Source organism: Pseudomonas sp. PDM16, assembly GCF_014851865.1.
Taxonomy (GTDB): domain Bacteria; phylum Pseudomonadota; class Gammaproteobacteria; order Pseudomonadales; family Pseudomonadaceae; genus Aquipseudomonas.
Genome location: NZ_JACVAM010000003.1, coordinates 163,094 through 178,887 on the forward strand (window position 1 = coordinate 163,094; position 15,794 = coordinate 178,887).

General features: G+C 65.1%; 17 protein-coding genes and 1 pseudogene. 8 read left to right on the forward strand and 10 right to left on the reverse strand.

The window, feature by feature from the left end; all coding sequences use genetic code 11:
* Positions 1-13: 13 nt before the first annotated feature.
* Positions 14-274, reverse strand: a complete 261-nt coding sequence (locus IB234_RS12720) for a putative signal transducing protein (RefSeq protein ID WP_043308586.1) — start codon at positions 272-274, stop codon at positions 14-16.
* Positions 274-456: a CPXCG motif-containing cysteine-rich protein gene (locus tag IB234_RS12725; protein ID WP_192318138.1), complete on the reverse strand. Its 183-nt coding sequence runs from the start codon at positions 454-456 to the stop codon at positions 274-276. Before IB234_RS12725 ends, IB234_RS12720 begins: the two co-directional genes overlap by 1 nt.
* Before the next feature lie 86 nt (positions 457-542).
* Here IB234_RS12725 and IB234_RS12730 point away from each other — a divergent pair, with 86 nt between their 5' ends.
* Complete coding sequence (locus IB234_RS12730) at positions 543-1,709, forward strand: 1-acyl-sn-glycerol-3-phosphate acyltransferase (protein WP_192318140.1); 1,167 nt, start codon at positions 543-545, stop codon at positions 1,707-1,709.
* Between the two features lie 59 nt (positions 1,710-1,768).
* Here IB234_RS12730 and IB234_RS12735 read toward each other — a convergent pair whose 3' ends face one another.
* Entirely contained in the window at positions 1,769-2,047 is a 279-nt protein-coding gene (locus IB234_RS12735; protein ID WP_192318142.1) for a hypothetical protein, read from the reverse strand.
* Positions 2,048-2,390: 343 nt separating this feature from the next.
* On the opposite strand from IB234_RS12735, the gene IB234_RS12740 reads away from it, so the two are divergent.
* A complete protein-coding gene (locus IB234_RS12740) occupies positions 2,391-2,597 on the forward strand; it encodes a hypothetical protein (RefSeq protein WP_192318144.1) in 207 nt (68 codons plus the stop codon).
* 69 nt (positions 2,598-2,666) lie between these two features.
* Here the strand turns inward: IB234_RS12740 and IB234_RS12745 are convergent, their stop codons facing one another.
* Positions 2,667-3,254, reverse strand: coding sequence for a YajG family lipoprotein (locus IB234_RS12745; RefSeq protein ID WP_192318147.1), 588 nt, complete (start codon positions 3,252-3,254; stop codon positions 2,667-2,669).
* A 165-nt stretch (positions 3,255-3,419) separates the two neighbouring features.
* On the opposite strand from IB234_RS12745, the gene IB234_RS12750 reads away from it, so the two are divergent.
* Positions 3,420-3,653 (forward strand): hypothetical protein, encoded by a 234-nt coding sequence (locus IB234_RS12750; RefSeq protein ID WP_192318149.1) that lies wholly within the window; start codon positions 3,420-3,422, stop codon positions 3,651-3,653.
* A gap of 56 nt (positions 3,654-3,709) precedes the next feature.
* Here IB234_RS12750 and mqo read toward each other — a convergent pair whose 3' ends face one another.
* The 3 genes from mqo to IB234_RS12765 form a co-directional block, all read right to left on the reverse strand.
* The gene (gene mqo, locus IB234_RS12755; protein ID WP_192318151.1) at positions 3,710-5,197 is read right to left on the reverse strand and encodes a malate dehydrogenase (quinone); all 1,488 of its coding nucleotides are present in this window, start codon (positions 5,195-5,197) and stop codon (positions 3,710-3,712) included.
* A 364-nt stretch (positions 5,198-5,561) separates the two neighbouring features.
* Entirely contained in the window at positions 5,562-5,852 is a 291-nt protein-coding gene (locus tag IB234_RS12760) for a PA4642 family protein (protein WP_192318154.1), read from the reverse strand.
* Between the two features lie 451 nt (positions 5,853-6,303).
* A complete protein-coding gene (locus IB234_RS12765) occupies positions 6,304-6,861 on the reverse strand; it encodes a hypoxanthine-guanine phosphoribosyltransferase (protein WP_192318156.1) in 558 nt (185 codons plus the stop codon).
* Between the two features lie 262 nt (positions 6,862-7,123).
* On the opposite strand from IB234_RS12765, the gene upp reads away from it, so the two are divergent.
* From upp to IB234_RS12780, 3 genes are all read left to right on the forward strand, one after another.
* On the forward strand, positions 7,124-7,762 hold the full coding sequence (gene upp, locus IB234_RS12770) for a uracil phosphoribosyltransferase (protein ID WP_192318159.1): 639 nt from the start codon (positions 7,124-7,126) through the stop codon (positions 7,760-7,762).
* A 2-nt stretch (positions 7,763-7,764) separates the two neighbouring features.
* Positions 7,765-9,027 (forward strand): uracil-xanthine permease family protein, encoded by a 1,263-nt coding sequence (locus IB234_RS12775; protein ID WP_192318161.1) that lies wholly within the window; start codon positions 7,765-7,767, stop codon positions 9,025-9,027.
* A 166-nt stretch (positions 9,028-9,193) separates the two neighbouring features.
* Positions 9,194-10,681, forward strand: coding sequence for a flavin-containing monooxygenase (locus tag IB234_RS12780; protein ID WP_192318163.1), 1,488 nt, complete (start codon positions 9,194-9,196; stop codon positions 10,679-10,681).
* Here the strand turns inward: IB234_RS12780 and IB234_RS12785 are convergent.
* Complete coding sequence (locus IB234_RS12785) at positions 10,678-11,742, reverse strand: SMP-30/gluconolactonase/LRE family protein (protein ID WP_192318165.1); 1,065 nt, start codon at positions 11,740-11,742, stop codon at positions 10,678-10,680. The two genes, IB234_RS12780 and IB234_RS12785, sit on opposite strands and share 4 nt — an antisense overlap.
* Positions 11,743-11,858: 116 nt before the next feature.
* Between IB234_RS12785 and IB234_RS12790 the strand changes: the two are divergent.
* Both IB234_RS12790 and IB234_RS12795 read left to right on the forward strand, forming a co-directional pair.
* Positions 11,859-12,783, forward strand: a pseudogene (locus tag IB234_RS12790) (aldo/keto reductase).
* A gap of 2 nt (positions 12,784-12,785) precedes the next feature.
* Entirely contained in the window at positions 12,786-14,075 is a 1,290-nt protein-coding gene (locus IB234_RS12795) for an NTP/NDP exchange transporter (RefSeq protein WP_192318167.1), read from the forward strand.
* Here the strand turns inward: IB234_RS12795 and IB234_RS12800 are convergent.
* The gene (locus tag IB234_RS12800; RefSeq protein ID WP_192318169.1) at positions 14,072-14,578 is read right to left on the reverse strand and encodes a hypothetical protein; all 507 of its coding nucleotides are present in this window, start codon (positions 14,576-14,578) and stop codon (positions 14,072-14,074) included. The two genes, IB234_RS12795 and IB234_RS12800, sit on opposite strands and share 4 nt — an antisense overlap.
* Before the next feature lie 281 nt (positions 14,579-14,859).
* On the reverse strand, positions 14,860-15,759 hold the full coding sequence (locus IB234_RS12805; RefSeq protein ID WP_192318171.1) for a LysR family transcriptional regulator: 900 nt from the start codon (positions 15,757-15,759) through the stop codon (positions 14,860-14,862).
* Positions 15,760-15,794 lie beyond the last annotated feature (35 nt).

Sequence of the window (15,794 nt, forward strand, 5' to 3'; positions counted from 1 at the left end):
GCAGAAGAAAGAATCAGCAGAGCAGCACGCCGGGAAAACCCTCGGGCTCCTCGCCCGGCAGCGGCGCGGCGGCATTGTACGCGGCGATCAACCGCCGCGCGTGCTCGGCATCGTCGTCCTCCACCAGCAAACCGAGCAAGCCCAGTGCCGGCAACTCGCCCACTGCACCGAGCAGATGCCGTCCGGCCAGGTGCGCCTCCACCCCTTCGCTGGCCAGTACGCCCACCAGCAGTTCGGCTTCCAGCAGGTCCTGCGGCTCATAGATACGCTGCATCAGTCGTTCTCCCCACGCACGTCCAGCGTCCAGGTTTCACCGTCGGTATGCAGCTCGAAGACAATCGGTCGGCAGCACACCGGGCAGTCCTCGACATACTCCTGATCCCCCGCAGAAAGATCGAGCACCGCCTCAGCCTGTTCCCAACAATAGGGGCACTGATACAACTGTGTTTCCAGCATCACGGCCTCCATGTGACTTGCCGGTATAATCGCCGGTCTATTGCAGGCCCGCGCACGGGCATTCCGAGCAGCCTAACCACGAGAACATGATGGGCGAATTCGATTCCATCCGACCCTACGCCGACCACGAGGTCCCTGCCGTACTGGCGCGTCTGTTGAGCGACGACACCTTCCTCGGCACCCTGACCCGCTTCCGCTTCCCGCGCCTGGCCGGGCCATTCGGTTGGCTGCTCAAACCTCTTATAGCCCATCGGCTGCGCCGCGAGGCAGCCGGTATCGATTCGGTAGACGCCCTGCAAACGCGCATTGAGCCCTATATCGACCGCACCGTAGAGCGCGCCACCGACGGCATCACCTTCTCTGGGCTGGAACGTCTGAAGGCAGGTGCTCCGTACCTGTTCATGGCCAACCACCGCGACATCGTGATGGACCCGGCCTTCGTCAACTACGCCGTATTCCATGCCGAGCTGCCGACGCCACGCATCGCCATCGGTGACAATCTGCTGCAGCGCCCCTTCGTCAGCGACCTGATGCGTCTGAACAAGAGCTTCATCGTGCACCGCAACGTGTCCGGTCGGCGCGAGAAGCTGGCGGCCTTCCAGCTGCTGTCGGCGTACATCAATCACTCGATCCGCGAGGAAGGCCAGTCGATCTGGATCGCCCAGGCCGAAGGCCGAGCCAAGGACGGTGACGACCGTACCGATTCGGCGATCCTCAAGATGTTCCATATGAGCCGCAAGGAAGAGCCGTTTGCCGAGGCCCTGGCCGCGCTGAACCTGGTCCCGGTATCGATCAGCTACGAGTACGACCCCTGCGACCAGGCCAAGGCCCGCGAGCTGCAAATCCGTGCCAGCACCGGCAGCTACGAGAAGGCGCCGGGCGAGGACGATGCCAGCATCGCCCTGGGCATCACCGGCTACAAGGGCCGCGTTCACGTACAGTTCGGCGAACCAGTGCGCGCCGGCTTCGAGGATGCCAAGCAACTGGCAGCACTGATGGACGAGCATATCCTCGGTGGCTACCGGCTGTTCCCGGTGCACTACCTGGCCTACGCCCAGTGGGAGGAACGCGACGCAACGCTGGAGGTGCCAGCAGCCGATCAGCAGTTCCCCGCCGCAGAACTCGCCAAGGCCCGCGCGGAATGGCAGCGCCGTCTGGAGGTCTGCCCCGCCGAGCAGCGCCCCTGGCTGATCCGCCAGTACGCCACGCCAGTGCGCAATCAGTATCGGACCAAGGCTGGTCTACCGCTCTGAGCCAATGCTGGAAAGCAAAACGGCAGCCGAGGCTGCCGTTTTTGTGTGCGCGGAAGAACTCAGAAAACGGTACTGACCCACGACAGCATTAGCGCCCCCGCCAGCGTGGCGGAACCGAACACGTAGAAGAACTGGTTGATACGCTGGGTACGCTCATCCAGCAGGCTGGCGTCTGCATCCAGCTCGGCTTCCGCGGCCAGGCGGGCACCGGCACGCTGTTCGCGCAGGCGTGTTGCCAGCAACAGCCAACTGCCGGCGAGGGCGAAGAACAAGGCCAGGCCGTTGAGAATCTGGGAAGGAGAAGTCGAGAACAGGTTCCAGAGGTACTGCAGGGACACGTGAATCACCTCAACTACGAAAACGATGCACCATCGACAGGAAAATAGCGGCACCAGATGCAGGCACGGGAGAAGACAAGGCTCTGTCATCGGCCTCACAGCCATTCGTCGGAGCACCAGAAATGAGCAACGCTTCGCTGCGAGGGGCGCCAGGCGCCGCAATTAGCGGGCGGCAGTCTACTGGATGCGCCTAGGTTATGAATTCTATTCCGACGAGCGACAGTGCTTATCACCAATCTGTCTGAAAACCGTCATCCACCTGGCCTAGGGTTTGTTTCTCCATAGGTGACTCATCAGTCACCTGTCGTGACGGAGCAACACCCTTAACAGCGGAGGAACCGCCATGCTGAACCCACAACCTGTTGACCGCGACTACCTCATCGACTCGCTGGACGAAGTGGAGGCCGTGGTAGATGAACTGTCCTTCAATGTGCAGGACCACCACTGGCTGGTGTACTGCGCACTCGGTGGTCACGAGCACTACGACCTGCCGGATATCGACCAGCGCACCGGCTTCAGCATGCCCGAGCTCTACGCTGAAGCAGCCTGATTCACGGAGCCTCACAAACGCCCATAAAAAAGCCCGGCAGTTGCCGGGCTTTTCGTTACTGGGTATGGCTTATTGCTGGCCGAGCATCTGGCCGATGGTCGGGTCCTTGAAGGCACGGGTCAGCGCATCGCTGAGCACGTCGGACACCAGCTTGGTGTTGGTCTCCTGGTTCGGCGCCATGCCGAAACGCTGGTTCAGCGAAGCACCGTAGCGCCCGCTGTAGCGGCGCGCACTGTTCTGCACGTCGGCACGGATGCTGGCACTGATATCGGCCTCGGTGACGTAGCTGCCTTCCTTCGGCGACTGGTACTTCAGTTCGGCCAGGGTCAGGGTCAATTGCGGGGCGTTGTAGGCGTTCGGGCTCGGAGTGAAGCCGAGCAGACGCACTGCCGCTTCGGCCTCGGCCTGCAGGCGCGGCAGGATGTCTTGCCCCTGGACGCTGATGGCACTGGTTTCCGGGTAGAGACCACCGCGAGTGCCAAGCACCGGCGACTGGCGACCGTCGACCACCCGCACCACCACCGGCTGGCCCTGGCCCACGGCAACCAGCGCAGAGGTCAGTTTTGGCTGCGGACGCAGCTGCTGTGGGCTGTGAGCACAACCGACGAGGGCAACGCCGAGTGCGGCTACCAGACCGAACAACAGATGTTTCTTCATGGGCGATCTCCAGAAAGGTGGCGGCGGAAAATGGCCGGCAGTATACCCACCGCTCCGCTGTGCCGACAGCTGTGTTTCTGACCGCACAAAGCCCGCAGCGGTTCCTGTCACGACCCTGTCACGCCGGCATGCGATAAGACTCCTGCCACTCAGGAGGATTGATCGATGATGAGTCTGTGGTCCCTGCTCACACCACGTGCACGCAAGCGCTGTTTCGCCCTGCTGGATGCTTCAGGCATTTGTCGCGCCCTGCGCGAAGCCCATGAGCAACCGGGTGAACCGGACTGGGTGGAGGTGCATGAGCTGCGTAGCCAGTGGCTTGGCCAGACACTGCCGCTGGAAGCCATGGTCGCGCCCCGCCACATCGGCCTGCGTCCGCGCCCTGTCCTTGCCGCCTGACCAACAGGCATGAAAAAGCCGCCCGAGGGCGGCTTTTTTCGTTACCGGCGCAGCACTCAGGCGAGTTGCAACGCCTTGGAGGTCTGCTCGGACACACTGCGGTACAGCGCAGCATCGTCCTCGAGGACCTTCTCGCGGGCCGGGAAGATCTCCTGCAACTTGGCAGTCCAGGCCTCGCTCTTGGCCTGCGCACCGAAGCAGCGCTCGATCAGGTTGAGCATGATCGATACGGTGACCGACGCACCCGGCGAGGCACCCAGCAGGGCGGCGATGGAGCCGTCCTCGGCCGCCACCAGTTCGGTGCCGAACTGCAGGATGCCGCCCTTCTTGGCGTCCTTCTTGATGATCTGCACGCGCTGGCCAGCGATTTCGAGGCGCCAGTCGGCCGGGTTCAGATCCGGGTAGAACTTGCGCAGGGAGTCCAGGCGCTGTTCCGGCGACTGCAGCACTTCCTTGATCAGGTAGCGAGTCAGGTCGAAGTTGTCGCGGGCCACGGCCAGCATCGGGCCGATGTTGCTCGGACGGACCGACAGCGGCAGGTCGAGGAACGAGCCGTACTTGAGGAACTTGGTAGTGAAGCCCGCATAGGGGCCGAACAGCAGCGAGGTCTTGCCATCCACCACGCGGGTGTCCAGGTGCGGCACGGACATGGGCGGCGCGCCCACTTCGGCCTGGCTGTAGACCTTGGCCTGGTGCTGCTTGACCACTTCCGGGTTGTCGCAACGCAGCCACTGGCCGCTGACCGGGAAGCCGCCGAAGCCCTTGCCTTCCTCGATGCCGGACATCTGCAGCAGCGGCAGTGCGCCGCCACCGGCGCCAAGGAACACGAAACGAGCCTTGATCTCGCGCTGCTCACCGCTCTTGGTGTTCTTGACCTCGGCACTCCAGCCGTCGGCGGTGCGCTTGAGGCCGGTGACCTTCTGGCTGTAGCTGACGGTGGTATTGCCCTGCTGCGCGAGGTACTGCAGCAGCTGGTTGGTCAGGGCGCCGAAGTTGACGTCGGTGCCGTTCAGCGCGCGGGTCGCGGCGATGCGTTCGTTGGCATCGCGGCCCTGCATCATCAGCGGCATCCACTCCGCCATGGCGGCCTTGTCTTCGGTGTACTCCATGTCGGCGAACGCGTGGTGCTGGCTCAACGCGGCATGGCGGGTCTTGAGGAAACCGATGTCCTTGTCACCGCGCACGAAGCTCAGGTGCGGTACAGGGTTGATGAAATTCTTCGGTGAGCCGAAGCCGCTCTTGCCGCACAGGTACGACCAGAACTGCTTGGAAACCTCGAACTGGGTGTTGATATGCACCGCTTTCTTGATGTCCACCGAACCATCGGCCGCCTGCGGCGTGTAGTTCAGCTCGCAGAGGCCGGCGTGGCCGGTACCCGCATTGTTCCACGGGTTGGAGCTTTCGATGGCACCAGAAGAACGCAGCTCGGCGATCTCCAGCTTCAGATTGGGGTCCAGCTCCTTGAGCAGCACCGCCAGGGTGGCGCTCATGATGCCGGCCCCGACCAGCAGCACATCCACGGTTTCGTGATTGACTTGCGTCATTAACGCTTCTCCAAGATCTGCAGTACCAAGCCGCTGACATCGGCCTTTTGAGCCGCGCACCGACGTCTAATCACTGACAGCCAGACGGGTGTCTGGAGCTTCGGAGGGGCTCGTACCCTGGCCGATGACTTGGCCTGAACGGTCCCGAGCAACCTCGTCCGGCGCGTACAGCCTGTGGGCAATCCGCGCGTTCAATTCGTCGTTTTCCCCGATCTTCATCAGCATCTCGTGGCAAGCGCAAAAAGCGCTCCAGGCCAGCCGCGCCGCCGGGTCGGGAGTTTTCCGGCGCGCACGATACCACTATTGCCGCAAGCTCAGTCGCAAAAAATGCACGAACCCCGGCAGACGGTCATTTTTCCTACGTTTATCCAGCTTTTGCCGCGTTTATCGCGTCGATGTAGGGCTCGGCCAGACGCTGGTCCTTGATCAGGGCAACGAAATCCTGACCCTGTGCGTCCTTGGCGTGCAGGTCGAAACCAGCATCCTTGAAGAAGGTCAGGAAGCGTTCGAAATCGTCGATGCGCAGGCTGCGGTAGGCCTTGACCAGTTTGTGCAGGGAAGGTGGCGTGTCGTCGGCCGGCTCGACCGAGAGGAACAGCTTGATCGCGTCGTCGCCGATCTCTTCGCCAATCACCTGTTTCTTGTCTTTACGCATCACGCACTCCAACTCGCAGCGAACTCATACGGGGCCGGCAGTTTACCCGCGCCCAGTCCGTCGCTCAACGCGACTAAAGATGCGTATTCAGACTTCGCAGTGCGTCTTCACCCAGACCGGGTAGTCGACGAAGCAAGGTAAGTTCTGGCGCAGCCCCCAGACCTGCCAGCCCCAGCAGGCGGCTGCAGAGAGCGCGGCTGCGCCATCAGGGGCTCAGCCTCGTCGCAGGAAAGGCTGGCGCGACGGGGTGAAAACAGGCGCCGAGCTACAGGCTGAGGAGTGGTTTGCTCATGCGATGCAGCCCGGTTGCGTCAGTGCGATAACTCGCCAGCCTCGCCCACCCAATAAGCGAACGGAGCGCGCGCTGGGATACCACGGCCTATGGATTGGTCTTGCTCAGAGCCTCTCCAGCTGAAACAGCGCCAAGTAAACTCGACAGATCCTTGCGGGATCAGAGGCCTTTGACGGCGAAGATACCGGCGGCGTTGCGCCAGTAGCCCTTGTAGTCCATGCCGTAGCCAAAGATGAAGCGGTCTTCGCAGGACAGGCCGACGTAATCGGCCTTGAGGTCCGGACGGGCCTTGCGGTCGTGGTCCTTGTCGATCAACACGGCGGTGTGCACCGCGCGGGCACCAGCGTGCTTGCAGAACTCGATGATGGCCGACAGGGTGTGACCCTCGTCGAGGATGTCGTCAATGATCAGCACTTCGCGATCGATGAAGGAGATTTCCGGCTTGGCCTTCCAGAACAACTCGCCGCCAGTGGTTTCGCTGCGGTAGCGGGTGGCGTGCAGGTAAGACAGCTCCAGCGGGAAATTCAGCTTGGTCAGCAGCTTGCCGGCGAAGATCAGGCCGCCATTCATCACGCAGAACACCACCGGATTGCGCTCGGCCAGCTCCGCGCTGATGATCGCACCGACCTGGGCGATGGCCGCCTCGACCTGTGCCTCGGTGAACAGGCAATCGGCTTCGGCCATGATTTGGCGAATGTGGGCGAGATCGGCGGACATGGCGCGCTCCGGGGAGAAAAAGAACTGGTTAAAAAATGGCCGGCAAAGGTACTCAGATGGACGTCCGAGGGCAAGCCCGGCGGCGGAATTTCTGACCGTTCGCCCAGGGGAGACGCTACACTGCGCGCCTTTAGCGCCGGAGGCCGCAGCGTGGCGTGAAGCCGCGACAATCGGTCCTCCACCTGCGCGACAAAACGCCAGCCGCCCCTGGCATGAGCAGTGCTTTACTCTAGCCAGAATTCCTCGCCCCGGAGACCCCTGCATGCCCATCCGTGAGATCCGCCATCCGCTGATCCGTCACAAGATCGGTCTGATGCGCCGCGCCGACATCAGCACCAAGAACTTCCGCGAACTGGCCCAGGAAGTGGGCGCCCTGCTCACTTACGAGGCGACCAACGACCTGCCGCTGGAAAACTACGAGATCGCGGGCTGGGCCGGGCCGGTGCAGGTCGAGAAGATCGCCGGCAAGAAGATCACCGTGGTGCCGATCCTGCGTGCCGGCATCGGCATGCTCGACGGCGTGCTCAGCCTGGTGCCGGGCGCCAAGGTCAGCGCCGTGGGCATCGCGCGTAACGAAGAGACTCTGCAGGCACACACCTACCTGGAGAAGCTGGCGCCGGAAATCGACGAGCGGCTGGCGCTGATCGTCGACCCGATGTTGGCAACCGGCGGCTCCATGGTCGCCACCATCGACCTGCTGAAGAAGGCCGGCTGCAAGGAAATCCGCGCCATGGTGCTGGTCGCCGCGCCCGAGGGCATCAAGAAGGTGGAGGATGCCCACCCGGACGTGACCATCTATACCGCCTCCATCGATCAGTGTCTCAACGAGCACGGTTACATCATTCCCGGCCTCGGTGATGCCGGCGACAAGATCTTCGGTACCAAGCAGAAGGACGCCTGAGCATGAGCGAGTACAACGACCCGCTGCCGCGGCAGATACTCTCGGGCGCGCAAATGCTCTTCGTCGCCTTTGGTGCACTGGTACTGATGCCGCTGATCACCGGCATGGACCCCAACGTGGCGCTGTTCACCGCCGGCATCGGCACTCTGCTGTTCCAGCTGGCCACCGGGCGCCAGGTGCCGGTGTTTCTAGCATCGTCGTTTGCCTTCATCGCGCCGATCATCGCCGCCAAGGGTGAGTTCGGCCTGCCGGCAGTGCTCGGCGGCGTGGTCGCCGCCGGCTTCGTCTACACCTTCCTCGGTCTGGCCGTGAAGCTGAAAGGCCCCGGTTTCATCGACCGCATCCTGCCGCCAGTGGTGATCGGCCCGGTGATCATCGCCATCGGCCTGGCCCTGTCGCCGGTCGCGGTGAACATGGCCATGGGCAAGACCGGCGATGCCGCCGCGCAACTGGTGCCCTACCAGACCGCCATGTTCATCTCCATGCCGGCGCTGATCACCACCCTGCTGGTAGCGGTGCTGGGCCGCGGCCTGTTCCGCCTGGTGCCGATCCTCGCCGGCATCGCGGTGGGCTGCATTCTCTCGGCCTTCTTCGGCGTGTTCGACACTACCGGCATCGCCGCCGCACCCTGGCTGGCCATCCCCAACTTCGTCGCCCCCGAGTTCCACCTCGGCGCCATCCTGTACATGGTGCCGGTTGCCCTGGCCCCGGCCATCGAGCACATCGGCGGGGTGATCGCCGTCGGCACCGTTACCGGCAAGGACTTCGTGCGTAAGCCAGGCCTGCACCGCACGCTGCTCGGCGACGGCCTGGCCACCTCGGCCGCCGGCCTGTTCGGCGGCCCGCCCAACACCACCTACGCCGAAGTGACCGGCGCGGTCATGCTGACCAAGAGCTTCAACCCCAAGGTGATGACCTGGGCGGCGGTGTTCGCCATCCTGCTGGCCTTCGTCGGCAAGTTCGGCGCCGGCCTGCAAGCCATCCCGGTTCCGGTAATGGGCGGCATCCTCTGCCTGCTGTTCGGCTCCATCGCCGTGGTTGGCCTGAACACCCTGATCCGCCACCAGGTGGACCTCTCCGAGGCACGCAACCTGATCATCGTCTCGGTGACGCTGGTGTTCGGCATCGGTGGCATGGTCATCGGCGGCAAGGAGTTCGCCCTCTCGGGCATCTCCCTGTGCGCCATCAGCGCCCTGGCCCTGAACCTGCTGCTGCCGGGTGGCACTGCCTGGCACAAGCACCCGCCGATCGATCCCGAGATCTGATCGCCAAGGCCCCGCTCGCGGGGCCTTTTTCATTGCGCCGCAGTCGCCAGTTTGGCGCTTTCACCCTCCTTGCGGTTCGCTCAGACAGCCCTGCTGATGCCATGCTGCGGCCATGCGCCCCACCGGGTTGGCTAGGCTTGCTGCATACATGGAATGAGGAGCCCGCATGTCCGTCGAAGAGCTGGATATCCTGATCGTTGGCGCCGGCCTGTCCGGCATCGGCGCCGCCTGCCACCTGCGTCGCGAGTGCCCGGACAAGCGCGTGGCAATCCTCGAAGGGCGCGCCGCCATGGGTGGCACCTGGGACCTGTTCCGCTATCCCGGCATCCGCTCCGACTCGGACATGTACACCCTGGGCTACAGCTTCCGCCCTTGGACCGATCCGCAGACCATCGCCGACGGCCCGTCGATCCGCCGCTATATCGAAGACACTGCCCGCGAGCACGACGTCGACTCGCTGATCCGCTACCAGCATCGCGTGCAGCGCGCACAGTGGGACAGCGAGCAGGCGCTGTGGACCCTCGACGTGCAACGCGGCGATGCGGCTGAGCCGCTGCAACTGCGCTGCCGCATGCTGGTGCTGTGCACCGGCTACTACCGCTACGAGGCCGGCTACACCCCGGACTTCCCTGGCCGCGAGCGCTTCGCCGGCAGCTTCATCCATCCCCAGCTCTGGCCGCAGGACTTCGACCCCAGCGGCAAGCGCATCCTGGTGATCGGCAGCGGCGCCACTGCCGTGACCCTGGTCCCGGCCCTGGCCGAGCAGGCCGCCAGCGTGACCATGCTGCAGCGCTCGCCGAGCTACGTGATCAACCTGCCGCAGCACGATCGCCTGCTCGCCGCACTGCGCCGCTGGCTGCCGGCCACCTGGGTGTATCGCCTGGGGCGCACGCGCAACGTGGCCTTCCAGATGCTGTTCTATCGCCTGGCCAAGTCCTGCCCCGGCTTGATTCGCCGTCTGCTGCTGGGCCTTGCGCGCCGCCAGCTCGGCGAGGGCTACGACATGCGCCACTTCAGCCCGCGCTACAACCCCTGGGACCAGCGCGTCTGCGCGGTGCCCGATGGCGACCTGTTCGCCGCCCTGCGCCAGGGCCGCGCCGAGGTAGTCACCGACGAGATCGAAACCTTCACCGAGAGCGGCGTGAAGTTGCGCTCGGGACGCGAGCTGCCGGCCGACGCCATCGTCAGCGCCACCGGCCTTGAGCTGCAGCTGTTCGGCGGCATGCAGCTGCTGGTCGACGGCCGTCCCTTCGTTGCATCAGAAAGCATGGGCTATCGCGGCCTGATGCTGCGCGACCTGCCCAACGCCGCGGTGATCCTCGGCTACACCAACGCCAGCTGGACGCTCAAGGCGGACCTCTCCAGCCAGTACCTGTGCCGCCTGATCCAGCACATGGATGCACTCGGCATGCGCCAGGTGACGCCGCGCCAGCACGGCGAGATCGGCAAGGAGCCGTTCCTCGACCTGCAGTCCGGCTACATTGACCGCGCCGCCCACCTGCTGCCCAGCCAGGGCGACCGCATGCCGTGGAAGCTGTACCAGAACTACCTGCTGGACCTGGCCCTGCTGCGCCACGGCCGCCTCGACGACGGCTGCCTGGAGTTCAGCTCGCCGCAGCCCGAGGCGCGCGACGAGCTGGCGCTGACCGACTAGAGACGCACGCGGTAGGCGCGATCGGCATCGATCTCGCCGACACCGCCGGGAGTGCCGAGCAGCAGCTCGTTGCCCACCTGCACCACGCTGCTGAAGCTGGGCAGTTCGCTGTCCGGCGAGGCCTGCAGGCTCTCCAGCACACGGCCCTCGCCGTCGAAACGGAACACGTGGGGATAGCGGCTGGGCCGCGCCAGCAGCGCCGGTGGCAGGCGCGAAGCAACCTTGCGCAGGAACGGCCAGGGGCCCAGCGCATCGAGCACGGCCTTGCGCGGCGAGAAGAACGAGCACCAGTAGCTGCCGTCCGGGGCGATCGACAGATCACCAGGGAAGCCCGGCAGGTTGTCCAACAGCACCTCGCGCTGACCGCTGCGCGGGCCCTGTATCCACAGGCGAGTGATGCGGTAGGCACCGGTCTCGGCGACCAGCAGGTAGGACTCATCCGGGCTGAGCACCACACCGTTGGCGAACTGCAGGCCATCCATCACCCGATCGATGCGCCCGTCGATATAACGCACGAATACGCCACCGTCGCCGCCGTGCTCCAGTAGGGCGCGCTTGTTGTCGGCCAGGCCCCAGCGGCTGGAAGCCTCGGTGAAAAACAGGCGGCCATCGCGGGCGACGAACACATCGTTGAGGAAGGTGAAGCGCTGCTGGGCGTCGCTCTGCACCACGACCTGCGCCTGCCCCTCGGGAGACACGCGCCAGACCTTGGCGTTGGCCTCGTCGGCCGCGTACAGACTGCCGTCCGGGCCGAAGTTCATGCCCACCGGACGCCCGGCCAGGCTGACGAAGGTCTGCGCCGCTTGCCCCGCCTGCCAGCGCAGGATGCGCCCGTCGCCGATACCGCTGTAGCGCCGGCCCTGGTCATCCACCGCCACGGTGTCCGGGCCGTCCAGGCCAGACTGCTCCAGCACCGCGCCATCCAGCCGGGTATTGGCTGCCCACACGCCTTCGGCCTTGGGCACCGGGCCGGGCTGCCAGGCCACCGGTTGCAATGGCGTGGGCCAGAACAGCAGATGGCTGATGCCGGCGAGTACAGCCAATAACAGCAGTTTGCGCATGGCGATGTTCCTTGTCGTTGTTATGCCTGCAGCCTAATCCAGGCGCGTCTCGAACGGAGGTTCCCGCTGTGCCTATGACTGTCCAGGGACCGCCACCGACTCGGAGACCCTTCGCCATGCCCACGCGCCGCCAATTCATCCAGCACTCCAGCGCCGTCGCCACCCTCGCCGCCTTGAGCCCGTTACTGCCTAACCTGGCTTGGGCCACGGACAGCAGCGGCCTGCTACGACGCAAGATTCCCTCCAGCGGCGAGCTGCTGCCGGTGATCGGCCTGGGCACCTCGCGCACCCACGACGTGTCGCTCGACGACGAGCACCTGGCACCGCTGCGCGAGGTACTTACCACTCTGACCGGAGGCGGCGCCAGCCTGGTCGACACCGCACCCAGCTACGGTCGCGCCGAGGCGGTCTGCGGTGAGCTGGCCAAAGGCACTGCACGCGAAAAAGCTGTTCCTCGCCAGCAAGGTCTCCTCCACCGGTCGTGACGCCGGCCAGCGGCAGATCGCCGCCAGCTTCAAAGACCTGCAGAGCGAGCGCATCGACCTGATGCAAGTGCACAACCTGCAGGACACCGAGACCCAGCTGCAGCTGCTGCGCGAGCTGAAGGAACAGGGCAAGGTGCGCTACATCGGTATTACCCATTACCTCGACTCCGCCCACGAGCGCCTGCTCGAGGTGCTGCGCCGCGAGCCGTTGGACTTCGTGCAATTCAACTATTCCATCGGCGAACGCAACGCCGAGCGCGAGCTGTTGCCGTTCTGCGCCGACAAGGGCATCGCCGTGCTGATCAACCGCCCCTTCCAACGCGCCGCGTTGTTCGACAGGGTCCGCGGCAAGGCGCTACCCGAATGGGCCAGGGCCGAACTGGACGCCGGCTCCTGGGCTCAGCTGATGCTCAAGTACATCCTCGCCAACCCGGCGGTGACGGCGGTGATCCCGGCCACCTCCAAGGCCCACTACATGGCCGACAACCTGCAGGCCGGCCACGGGCGCTTACCTGACGAGGCGCAGCGCCGGCGCATCATCGAGCTGTTCGCCTGAACATGCGCCGGCGCCTGGGGCAGGCGATCAATGCCGAGGCCGGCGAGTTGGGTGCCGCCCTGGCCGGCTTCGCCCTGTTCTTCTGCCTGTTCTGCGGCTACTTCATGCTGCGCCCGATCCGCGAGTCGATGGGCATCCAGGCCGGCGTCGAGCACCTGCAGTGGCTGTTCACCGCCACCTTCGTCGCCATGTTGCTGGCGGTGCCGCTGTTCGCCTGGCTCAACTCCCGAGTGCCGCGCCGGCAGTTCGTCGACTGGGTGTTCGGATTCTTCTGCCTCAACCTGCTGGCCTTTGTCGGGCTGTTCGCCATGGCCGGTGACAACCTGTGGCTGGCCCGCACCTTCTATGTATGGATCTCGGTGTACAACCTGTTCGTCGTCTCACTGGCCTGGAGCCTGATGGCCGACGTGTTCGACGCTCCCCAGGCCAAGCGTCTGTTCGCCTTCATCGCCGCCGGCGCCAGCGTCGGCGGGCTGGCAGGGCCTGCACTCAGCGCCCTGCTGGTCGAGACAATGGACGCCGCCGGGCTGTGCCTGCTGGCCGCCCTGCTGTTAGGCGCGGCACTGGCGCTCAAGCACTACCTGATGGCCTGGCGCGAGCACACCGGTGCCGGTCGCCCCGGTGCCGCGCCCAGCGAAAGCCCTCGGCAGCCAGTGCCGGGCAATCCGTTCAGAGGCCTGACCCGCGTGCTGGGCTCGCCTTATCTGCTCGGCGTATCGGCCTTCGTCATCTTGCTGGCAACGGTGAGCACCTTCCTCTACTTCGAGCAGGCGCGCCTGGTGGCCGAGATGCTCCCCGAGCGCGATGCGCAGGTGCGCGTGTTCGGCATCATCGACTTCGTGGTGCAGGCCGGTGCACTGGCGGCGCAGCTGTTCATCACCGGGCGGGTAGCCCAGCGCCTGGGCATTCGCGTGCTGCTGGCAGCAGTACCGATGCTGATGTGCCTGGGCTTCGTCGGCCTGGCGCTGGCGCCGACCTTCGCCGTGCTGGCAGCGCTGATGATCGTGCGGCGCATCGGCGAATACGCCTTCGTTCGCCCCGGCCGCGAGATGCTGTTCGCTCCACTCGATGCCGAGACCAAATACAAGGCGAAGAACTTTATCGACACCGTGGTCTACCGCGGTGGCGACGCCATCAGCGGCTGGGCCAAGACTCTGCTCGACACCTTGAGTCAGGGCATCCTGCTGGTGGCGCTGGTAGGCGCCGCCTGCGCCGCGCTATGGAGCGTGCTCGGCTGGCACCTGGGCAACCGCGCGGACCGCGCCACCGAAGAGCGGCGCGGCCCTCGTTAGGCGATCAGGTCCCGGGTTTCCTGGTAGGTGGTGATCGCCTCGATGGCGGTCCGCGTGGTGACCGTCTGCTGTGGGCCGAAAGTCAGCTGGTTGGCCTCGGTCCGCTGTTGGACGAGACTCTGCGGAGCCAGGGGATCATTCTGCTCGGCACTCAGGTCCTGATCGGCCCGCTGCGCCTCCAGGAATCGCTCCACCTGCTGCTGACGCAGTCGGTCCTGCAAGGTATTGGTGGCCTCTTCGTTGGCTTGTCGCGTCTGCTCGGCCAGCTCCTCACGCAACAGGTCACGTCGTTCTTCGGCCAGTTCCTGCTGCCGAGCGGACCGCTCGGCGGCCCGTTCTCGGGCCAGCTCCAGACGATCCTGCAGACGCTCGGCACTGGTGGGATTGAGCTCCGTGTCAAAACGGTTACGCACGGTGCCCAATGCGGTGTCACTGTCGTTGTCTGCCCGCAGTGGGCGCGACTCGTAGAGGCTGTTGCCAATCGGGTTGATGGCGATAGGCATAGGGTTCTCCCTGGTTTCTCGGCCTGGGAGCCCCAGTCTACGACCCTGCAAGCCCATGCTTTAGGCGGATGAGGCATAAGGCGCGGGAGCAGATGGTCTAGCACTTTTTCCAGGTACCGAGGTCGGCCCGTGTCGCTTCCACCGTTCTGCGTCTTTGGTATTACCCAGGCCAGAGGCGCTCCGCGCAAATTCGCCGCTGCGCTTGCCAAAGTGGCGTTGCAGAGCCTTCGCGCCTCGCCTGTTCGGCTATCTCCCAGAGAAAACACGACGAACGGTCGCGATCAGACCTCGCCCAACGACTGGATCTGCTCGATCAGCCACTGCAGCGGCGTATCGCGGCTGCGCAGATCGAGGCTGACGATCTCCAGATGGAATGGCCCCAGCTCGAACGGCAGGTCGAACAGCTGCAGCGGCAGCAGACCGGCGAAGTAGCGCGCCAGGCGCGTCGGCAGCACCGCCACCAAATCGCCACCGGTGGCGATGTGTGCGGCCTGCAGGTAGTTCGGCGTGGTGTAGACGATCTCGCGGCTGAGGCCATGTTCGCCCAGCCACTGCTCGACCATGCCGCGGGTCTGCCCGCCGTGCACCCACAGGTGCCGCAGGCGCAGGAAGCCATCCAGGCTCAGGCCGTTGTGCAGTTGCGGGTGATCGCGGCGCGCCACCAGCTGCAGGGTTTCGCTCATCCAACGGCGACCGATGAAGCGCGGCGGCAACGCCTCGAAGCGACCGAGGGCGAGGTCGATCTCGCCCTTCTCCAGCGCCTCGGCTGGCAGGCGTGGCGACAGGTGCCGCACGTCGATGCGGATGCCCGGCGCCAGCTCGGCCAGGCGCGCCAGCAGGCGCGGCATCAGCAGCATCTCGGCGTAGTCGGTGAGAGCGATGGTGAAGCGCTGGCGGCTGCGCGCCGGGTCGAAGCGGCTACCTTCGCTGAGGCTCTCCTCGATCTGCCGCAGCGCCGCGCGGATCGGCGCCTCCAGCTCTAGCGCCCGCGGCGTCGGCTGCATGGCGCGGCCAACGCGCACCAGCAGCGGGTCGTCGAGCAGGTCGCGCAGGCGCCCCAGTGCATTGCTCACCGCCGGCTGGCTGAGCGCCAGATGCTCGGCGGCGCGCGAGACATTGCGCTCGCGCAGCAGGGCATCGAGCACTCGCAGAAGGTTGAGGTCGAAGGTCGATATATTCACGAGAGGAATTCAACTTATCACAAGTCAAAATTTCT

Excerpts from the sequence above, each read along its gene's own strand:
- IB234_RS12720 (WP_043308586.1), bottom strand. The coding sequence starts at position 274 with ATGCAGCGTATCTATGAGCCGCAGGACCTGCTGGAAGCCGAACTGCTG.
- IB234_RS12725 (WP_192318138.1), bottom strand. The coding sequence starts at position 456 with ATGCTGGAAACACAGTTGTATCAGTGCCCCTATTGTTGGGAACAGGCT.
- IB234_RS12730 (WP_192318140.1), top strand. The coding sequence starts at position 543 with ATGATGGGCGAATTCGATTCCATCCGACCCTACGCCGACCACGAGGTC.
- IB234_RS12740 (WP_192318144.1), top strand. The coding sequence starts at position 2,391 with ATGCTGAACCCACAACCTGTTGACCGCGACTACCTCATCGACTCGCTG.
- IB234_RS12745 (WP_192318147.1), bottom strand. The coding sequence starts at position 3,254 with ATGAAGAAACATCTGTTGTTCGGTCTGGTAGCCGCACTCGGCGTTGCC.
- IB234_RS12750 (WP_192318149.1), top strand. The coding sequence starts at position 3,420 with ATGATGAGTCTGTGGTCCCTGCTCACACCACGTGCACGCAAGCGCTGT.
- mqo (WP_192318151.1), bottom strand. The coding sequence starts at position 5,197 with ATGACGCAAGTCAATCACGAAACCGTGGATGTGCTGCTGGTCGGGGCC.
- IB234_RS12760 (WP_192318154.1), bottom strand. The coding sequence starts at position 5,852 with ATGCGTAAAGACAAGAAACAGGTGATTGGCGAAGAGATCGGCGACGAC.
- IB234_RS12765 (WP_192318156.1), bottom strand. The coding sequence starts at position 6,861 with ATGTCCGCCGATCTCGCCCACATTCGCCAAATCATGGCCGAAGCCGAT.
- upp (WP_192318159.1), top strand. The coding sequence starts at position 7,124 with ATGCCCATCCGTGAGATCCGCCATCCGCTGATCCGTCACAAGATCGGT.
- IB234_RS12775 (WP_192318161.1), top strand. The coding sequence starts at position 7,765 with ATGAGCGAGTACAACGACCCGCTGCCGCGGCAGATACTCTCGGGCGCG.
- IB234_RS12780 (WP_192318163.1), top strand. The coding sequence starts at position 9,194 with ATGTCCGTCGAAGAGCTGGATATCCTGATCGTTGGCGCCGGCCTGTCC.
- IB234_RS12785 (WP_192318165.1), bottom strand. The coding sequence starts at position 11,742 with ATGCGCAAACTGCTGTTATTGGCTGTACTCGCCGGCATCAGCCATCTG.
- IB234_RS12795 (WP_192318167.1), top strand. The coding sequence starts at position 12,786 with ATGCGCCGGCGCCTGGGGCAGGCGATCAATGCCGAGGCCGGCGAGTTG.
- IB234_RS12800 (WP_192318169.1), bottom strand. The coding sequence starts at position 14,578 with ATGCCTATCGCCATCAACCCGATTGGCAACAGCCTCTACGAGTCGCGC.